The sequence below is a fragment of the Streptomyces anatolicus genome (genome assembly GCF_019400875.1).
GTDB classification, from domain to species: Bacteria; Actinomycetota; Actinomycetes; order Streptomycetales; family Streptomycetaceae; genus Streptomyces; species Streptomyces anatolicus.
Window position 1 is genome coordinate 1 of record NZ_WMBF01000870.1, and the last position, 855, is coordinate 855.

Below are 855 nucleotides of genomic sequence, written 5' to 3' on the forward strand. Positions count from 1 at the left end.
GGGGGTGGTGGTGCGTCGAGGACTTGGCTCACGTCCGTGGCTTTCGCTCGGGGAGGCTGGAGCGTACGTCGGGACGGGCCCGTATCGTCGCAACGCCGAGCGTAGGGCGCGGGCACGTCGGAACGCAACCGTATCGTCGTGACGCCGCGCGCTGTCTATGCTGTCCGTATGACGACGAGCAGGCCACAGGGTGAACCGGCGAGCGGACCGCGCGGCGAATCGCCGCGCCGCAGGGCGCCCGCCGGGGCCGCCGTGCTCCGCGAGGACGTGACGGAGGCGATCCGCGCCGCGGTCTTCGAGGAGCTGGCCTCCGTCGGCTACGCGCGCATGTCCATCGAGGGCATCGCGCGGCGCGCGGGCGTGGGCAAGACGGCGGTCTACCGCCGCTGGCGGTCCAAGCTGCATCTCGTGCTCGACCTGGTCTCGGCCATAGCGGTGCAGGGGCTCCCGGCGCCGGACACGGGCTCCCTGGAGGGGGATCTGCGGCTGCTGTACGAGGTGACCTCGCGCGCCCTGCGGCACCCGGTCGCCTCCCAGATCATCCCGGACCTCCAGGCGGAGGCGGCCCGCAACCCCGAGATCGCCGAGGCGCTCCAGAAGGCGCTGCGGGAGGGGCAGCACGGGGTCGCGAGCGGCATCGTCCGGGCGGCCGTAGAGCGCGGCGAGCTACGGCAGGGCACGGACGAGGAGCTGGCCCTCGACCTGGTGTCGGGGCCGCTCTACTGGCGCTCGGTGGTGGTGCGGGCGGAGCTTCCCAAGGGGTACTTGGGCCGGCTCGCGGCGGCTACGGCGGCGGGGCTGCGAGCGCTCTGAGACGGCCCGCCCAGACCTGCTCCGGCCCCACCAGCCCTACTT

General features: G+C 73.8%; 1 protein-coding gene. It reads left to right on the top strand.

Going from position 1 to position 855, the window contains the following annotated elements; all coding sequences use genetic code 11:
• Positions 1-168 precede the first annotated feature (168 nt).
• Positions 169-813 carry a TetR/AcrR family transcriptional regulator gene (locus GKQ77_RS33050; RefSeq protein ID WP_219692828.1) on the top strand — a complete coding sequence of 215 codons (645 nt, stop codon included), beginning with the start codon at positions 169-171 and terminating at the stop codon, positions 811-813.
• The last annotated feature ends 42 nt before the right edge of the window (positions 814-855 follow it).